The organism is Nitrosomonas sp., assembly GCF_019635155.1.
Classification (GTDB): domain Bacteria; phylum Pseudomonadota; class Gammaproteobacteria; order Burkholderiales; family Nitrosomonadaceae; genus Nitrosomonas.
Map to the genome: position 1 here is coordinate 1 of NZ_JAHBZY010000039.1, position 6044 is coordinate 6044.

A 6044-nucleotide genomic window follows, 5' to 3' on the forward strand; every position below is an offset into this window, starting at 1 on the left:
CCCTATAGGGATATCTCTGCTGGCATTGATCTCATCGATTGCTGCTTTGTCGGCCCCACTCTTGTCGATCGAAACTTTTTCGGGAGCACCATTATCTTGCATGGCTTTGTCAAAGAATCGTTTAGCAGCAGCCTTTTCCCGATTGGCTTTTAACAGGAAAAGTCGATTGTTCTACCCTCTCTATCCACAGCACGATAGAGATATTTCCAGGCACCTTTGACCTTGATATAAGTTTCGTCCATTCGTCAGCTCTTGCCAACTGGGCGCTTATATTTTCTGAAAACTTTTTCCAGTAAAGGCAGAAACCGAATCGCCCAACGGCTTACTGTAGAATGATCCACCGATATACCGCGTTCCTCCATCATTTCTTCCAGGTTCCTACAACTTAACGGGTATGCCGCATACCTGCGAATGCAGACGAGAATTACATCAATCGGAAATCGCATTCCTTTTACATTCAGCATGTAGCATCACCACTTTCTCAATATAGGCAGTCGATGTCAATTGTATCAGCATCCTCGATTAATGCGACAGAACCGAAAAAAATGAAAGACAATTCAATATTTATAGTACATAATTTATTTGAGCTTAAGAAGCTGGGATAAATTGAATATTTTTTGCAACAGAGCCTTTCAACGGTTTCGTGCTTATTTTGTGATGCTTTTTGGTTGAGATATAAATTTTTATTTCCGAACGGTTTCTAATAAATTTGCTCCTCGCGCCCTGCACCTATCCCCCGCGGCAAGACCACGGGGAATCGCAAGTTCAATATTCACGAAGGAGTTTCATATGCATTTTTGTAACGTACTGTTTGTAGTAATGGTCATTGGCCTATTTTCCTTATCATCTGTTGGTTACTCTGAAACCACGAAATCTCCTTCTGAGTTGCGCGGTGTATACCTTGACGGTGCTAAGGTTACCAAGATTCAAGATTCCCCAGCCTGCCCGAATGGCATCTGTCCTGGTCTCGGTAATGGGTTTTATCTACCGAGTCGAAATGCACTGTCGATCGATACCGGCGGTAATAATTTTTTTGTAAAGAAGGCTCTGGGCGAGTGTGCGACTCTTTCATCGGTATCTCAACACTCGCGAGCGTTCGCGTCGGCTGACAGCATGGAAAAATTATCCAGCTACATCATGTCGGAAACCAATCTGAGTGGGAGTTACAAGACGGCGGTGCTCACGGTAAATGGGTCGGTAGAAGCGATGACAGGCTCGAGCTCTGATATCACGACCACATTCCATTCGGAAAGTATGGACATTAACATCATCACGCAAGCAGTGGATTTTAAACAAGATTCAGCGTGTTTTAGTGAGAAAAACATCGACCCGCAATTCCTGAACAATTTTGAGTCGCTCGCGCAGATTGATCCCCAAAAGGTTGATAATGTGGCGTCCTGGCAGCCGTATGTGCAATTTCTGCAAGACCAAGGTTCGCATATCATGATGCAACAGCAGATCGGCAGCCGTTTTGAACAATGGGAAAGCTCGACATCCACTGAGTCTGACATTGAAAATTTGCTGAAGGCCAAAGCCTGTGCCGAAGTTGAGGGTATTCAGGCCAGTAGCGGCTGGAGTGTCAAAGGTTGCGCGGCTTACTCTACGGAGGAAAAGGAAAAGGCATTGAAGATATCATCAAAATCACTGATGTTGGTACTGGGTGGGACCAACGCCACACGCACTGCCCTGACGAAAGCCGTCAATGAGACCAACTTGGGTAACTTTATCGACAGCGCCGAATCGGGGGATCAGCCGGTCCGATTTATCTTCAAATCGATTTGGGATCTTCTCAGCAGTATCTACTCACCGGGCTGCGCGCACGATGGCAAGGGCAGCAAGGCGTGCAACAACTTGCAACGTGCCGTGAATCTGCAGGCCGCGTATGAAGGATGGACCGCCGTCGGTTGTCCCTTGACGAAGGACGTAAAAGATGGAGTATACCAGTCGATGAGAGTCGCTGGTGGAACCATATTAGGCATCAATAGCTACGAATGCATTGTGTCCAAGACCGGTTGCCGGTCAGATGATAGTTGCCACCTCGGTGGTTCCGGTTCGGTATGTTACTGTTATGGATCCGACTGTATCGATACCGGTGATCAGATCAGCGGAACCAATATGTTCCGCGACAAGGTGCGAGGTGATCAGTCGGGAAGCTACAACGAGGGAGTGAACAATTCCTGCTACTACAAGTTCATCGCACACTGTAATTGCGACACTTCTTGGAGTGGCGGATTGTCGGAACGTGCTATCTATCGCCAGTCGACACCGACGTTGCTACGCACGTTAATGACGAAGGAAGCGAAGCATAAGAGATAGTTCTATCCATAGGTTAAAAGGAAATTATTGAGAAACGGGATTGCTCGGGGTTGTTGAATAATTCAAAGATTAGCCGTAATTTCCCTATACCGCAAACCCTTTAGATTTTGATAGACACAGGCATCCCTAGGATGGTCATCCGGTTAAGGGCAAGGGCAGAAACCCATGCTCCGCCTTTTGTTGCGGCAATTCACGCGCTTTGAGCGTGTTGCCGAAGATGCGCTTGTGGCGTTGTACGGCAAGCTCGGCATAATTGCGTAGGCCATAGCCCGTTTGCTTCTGCCAGGCGATGCGGTCTTGCCGCCCGATGGCAAGGATGTGCCCGTCACGCTGGGTGTCGCCTTCGGGTGAACAGACCGCCGTCTTGTGCGGTGGGACGACAACGGACGCATCCGGCTGTACGACCAAGACCGCATTGGCCACCGGTTCGCCATCATAGGCGACGTCACCAATAAATTTGTCGAACGGGCTGTCCAGTTGGTCGAGCAGGTCGAGCACACCGTGGGGTCGCCGGTTTCCGGCATGGTCAATTCGCAAGCGATAATCTGGTGGTACTCGTCCACCGCAAGGTGCAACTTGCGCCAGGTTCGGCGAGCAACGACACGATGTTTTTCCTGTTGCCATTCATCCTTGCCGTACACCTTGAGGCCAGTGGAATCGGCGATGACGGTGCTGTCGGGTGTCATTTCTTTGGACAACTTGTGCCGTGGCAGCCCCGCACTTCGCTTGGACAGGCTGCTGAAATCGGGGGGGCTGCGATTGCAATACCTAAGGAAGCCCTGAAAAATTCTGATTTTTAGTTTCTCTGGTCATTTTCAAAAGACGAAGATGCCCAAGTAATAATCGAATTGGACATAAGTTCGATGTTTTGTGGCTGCGCCAAGTCATTTCAGCCATCATTTTGTGCTTTATGGACGCACCTCTCCTGTATCTGTCAGCAGAAACCTGCGAGCCATCCACAGGTTTGACAGGGCAAGCAGTGTTGTCAGTTGCGCCGTATTCTTCGCCAAACCACGAAAGCGCACTTTGGTGTAGCCAAACTGCCGTTTGATTACTCGGAAGGGATGTTCAACCTTGGCGCGAATCTTGGCTTTTGCACGCTCAATCTGGCGTAGAGTTTGATACAAAAAGCTGTTTTCCCGATGCTTCTTATAAGAACCGCGGCGTGCAGCAATCTGCCAGATTACTTTGCGACCCGCATGTTCGACACGCTTTTCAACACCGGTATAGCCCGCATCGGCACTGACAGTGCTTTCCTCGCCGTGCAGTAGTTTGTCGACCTGGGTAACGTCAGCGACATTGGCCGCCGTACCCGCAACGCTGTGTACTAGGCCCGATTTCTCATCGACACCAATGTGTGCCTTCATTCCGAAGTAGTACTGATTGCCCTTTCTGGTCTGGTACATTTCCGGATCACGCTTGCCTGACCTGTTCTTGGTTGAGCTGGGTGCATGGATCAGGGTGGCGTCAATGATCGTCCCCTGACGCAGTGACAGACCGCAATCTCCCAGATAACCGTTGATGACAACAAGAATCTTTGCCGCCAGCTCATGTTGCTCCAACAACCGGCGGAAGTTGAGTATGGTGGTTTCATCTGGAATCCGATCCAGATCAAGGCCAGCAAACCGGCGCAAAATCGTGGTCTCATACAGCGCTTCCTCCATGGCCGGATCACTGTAGCCAAACCAATTCTGCAGCAAATGCACCCGCAGCATAGACATCAGGGGATACGATGGGCGTCCACCTTCTCCACGCGGGTAATGCGGCTCAATCAATCCCAGCAATCCCTTCCATGGCACTACTTGTTCCATCTCTTTCAAGAACAATTCCTTACGGGTCTGCTTGCGTTTGTTCGAATATTCCGCGTCTGCAAAGGTTATCTGTTTCATAGGTAGGCTCTGAAGGTGGAGATATGGATATTTTGACAGATCGGCGACTATTTGGCCCTTTTTCAGAGTTTCCCTAAAGCCTTAGCCAAGGCGGTAATCAGGCCCTGGGTCTGCCTGAGCGGCAACCGGAACACCTGCCGGAGCATCAGGGCGACGGTGATCGCCATCGCCGAATATTTGAATGGTCGACCGCGCTTTCCGGTCTTCGGCGGGTGCCACCATGCCATCGCCTCTTCGCTGAAGTACAACGTGAAGTCGCCACGTTTCCTTAATGCGTCGTTATACTCAGGCCAATTGGTTACCCGGTACTTTGCTTTCCCGAACTTGTGGCGGACGCTTTCATTGTGTTTGTATGGCATGGGGTGACAGAGAACTGGAAAAATGACAGGAATCCTCACATAGTATAGGTTTGCTGTCAAAGGGTGAATTATTCAACAACCCCGCGTCAGATGCGGCGGTTCAAGTCGGCAGGGCAAGCGCAACGATTCCTGTCAGCCCATGCCCAGGTCAGTAACCTGTTCCGCATTAGGCATCGCCATCAAACCGCTACCGATTACCGGAATGCCAGAAGCCAAGCGTTCACCGCTTGGCATGAGGTAACTTGCGCATAATTAAGCGCCAAGTTTGCTGCCCCTTGCCCTTGTCCAAATATTACTTTCCGCACCCAATTTCTGGCTTTTGGCTTGATAAGTTGACAGTACCATTTTTCGATTGATTGCCACAGTATTTGACAGCCGAGCCAGCCCCCAGTATATTCAGAACTTATGGAGAAGGTGGTTTATTTTTCCTATACCCGAAACGGCTTCTGAAGGTACGGTAAAGGATTAGTCAACTTCCACAGCAATCATGCGCATTGCCCACACTCTAAATAATCCTCTCACATAAACCAACCATAACCATAATTATGGCAATATTTAACCGATTCTACCCGGTCGACTACTATGATAAAGAGTTTCCGGATATCTTCAAGGAAAAAGCTGAGGCTATTTGTACTGTATGTGCCGTAGGGCAGACATTTCTGAACAGTAAGATTGGCTCGTTGACCCCCAAAACCAGTGGTCATTATTACTACACCGAAGACCCTAGATACCCGGATGGTGGTCAGGGTACTCTGTGTTCTGATATCGCTTCGGAAACAGCTGTATGGATGACAGGGACTGCGTTTGCAATTGACGGAAGGACGTCGTTTATCTCAGCCAAGCACGTGGTGGAATCCGTACTCAGCGAGGTTGGTGCTAAGCCAACGGATTTTGCAAAGTTGAAGCTGATGTCAGGGTATTTCAGGAAGTCTTCCCCCAGTTCCGACTTTACTTATAAGATGCTTGATGTCACTGCCATTATTTATCATCCGGATGAGGACATCTGCATTATCTCGACCAAGCAGCCAGTCCAAAATTTCTTCACCAGCGCTCCTACTTCTGAACAGCGATCGCTGAAGGCTGGTGATATCATTCAAATGACTGGATACCCGCTTGGGCAGCCCATGAAATTTAGCCAGGGGAAAATTGCTGAAACAGATGGCGACCTGGAATATTTCCACGGGTGGATAAGTCTTTTCCCTGGTAACTCGGGAAGCCCGATTGTTAACCCCAGAACGGGCAATGTGGTCGGCATATTTGTCGCCGGACCTTCCGATACAGATTGGGCTATGAATACTAATTGCTACGGCTACCAAACCTACGAAAATGATATAAATCTGACGGCTAAGATCATTTATGCAGAAAACTTCCTGGAACTAGCTAGTCGCCCCTGAAAAACTGCATCAACCGAGATTTTCCATTAGCATGAATTTCGGTTCTGTCGCATTAGCTGTAAGAGTGCCGATTTCTAGTAAGTGGG

The 6044-nt window shown here is 49.0% G+C and carries 6 protein-coding genes and 1 pseudogene; 3 read left to right on the top strand and 4 right to left on the bottom strand.

The window, feature by feature from the left end:
• Positions 1-464 (bottom strand): annotated as a pseudogene (locus tag KF839_RS14605) (IS6 family transposase); the annotation flags it as partial.
• Between the two features lie 325 nt (positions 465-789).
• Here KF839_RS14605 and KF839_RS14610 point away from each other — a divergent pair.
• Positions 790-2316 carry a hypothetical protein gene (locus tag KF839_RS14610; RefSeq protein ID WP_292918562.1) on the top strand — a complete coding sequence of 509 codons (1527 nt, stop codon included), beginning with the start codon at positions 790-792 and terminating at the stop codon, positions 2314-2316.
• 143 nt (positions 2317-2459) lie between these two features.
• Here the strand turns inward: KF839_RS14610 and KF839_RS14615 are convergent, their stop codons facing one another.
• Complete coding sequence (locus KF839_RS14615) at positions 2460-2957, bottom strand: hypothetical protein (protein WP_416362380.1); 498 nt, start codon at positions 2955-2957, stop codon at positions 2460-2462.
• Between KF839_RS14615 and KF839_RS14620 the strand changes: the two genes are divergently transcribed.
• Entirely contained in the window at positions 2865-3116 is a 252-nt protein-coding gene (locus KF839_RS14620; RefSeq protein WP_292918564.1) for a hypothetical protein, read from the top strand. The genes KF839_RS14615 and KF839_RS14620 overlap by 93 nt on opposite strands.
• A 108-nt stretch (positions 3117-3224) precedes the next feature.
• On the opposite strand, the gene KF839_RS14625 is transcribed toward KF839_RS14620, so the two are convergent.
• Entirely contained in the window at positions 3225-4205 is a 981-nt protein-coding gene (locus KF839_RS14625) for an IS5 family transposase (RefSeq protein ID WP_292918565.1), read from the bottom strand.
• A 62-nt stretch (positions 4206-4267) separates the two neighbouring features.
• Entirely contained in the window at positions 4268-4564 is a 297-nt protein-coding gene (locus KF839_RS14915) for a transposase (protein WP_416362379.1), read from the bottom strand.
• Between the two features lie 545 nt (positions 4565-5109).
• On the opposite strand from KF839_RS14915, the gene KF839_RS14635 reads away from it, so the two are divergent.
• Positions 5110-5958: a S1 family peptidase gene (locus KF839_RS14635; RefSeq protein WP_292918567.1), complete on the top strand. Its 849-nt coding sequence runs from the start codon at positions 5110-5112 to the stop codon at positions 5956-5958.
• Positions 5959-6044: the final 86 nt, after the last annotated feature.

Excerpts from the sequence above, each read along its gene's own strand:
- KF839_RS14610 (WP_292918562.1), top strand. The coding sequence starts at position 790 with ATGCATTTTTGTAACGTACTGTTTGTAGTAATGGTCATTGGCCTATTT.
- KF839_RS14625 (WP_292918565.1), bottom strand. The coding sequence starts at position 4,205 with ATGAAACAGATAACCTTTGCAGACGCGGAATATTCGAACAAACGCAAG.
- KF839_RS14915 (WP_416362379.1), bottom strand. The coding sequence starts at position 4,564 with ATGCCATACAAACACAATGAAAGCGTCCGCCACAAGTTCGGGAAAGCA.
- KF839_RS14635 (WP_292918567.1), top strand. The coding sequence starts at position 5,110 with ATGGCAATATTTAACCGATTCTACCCGGTCGACTACTATGATAAAGAG.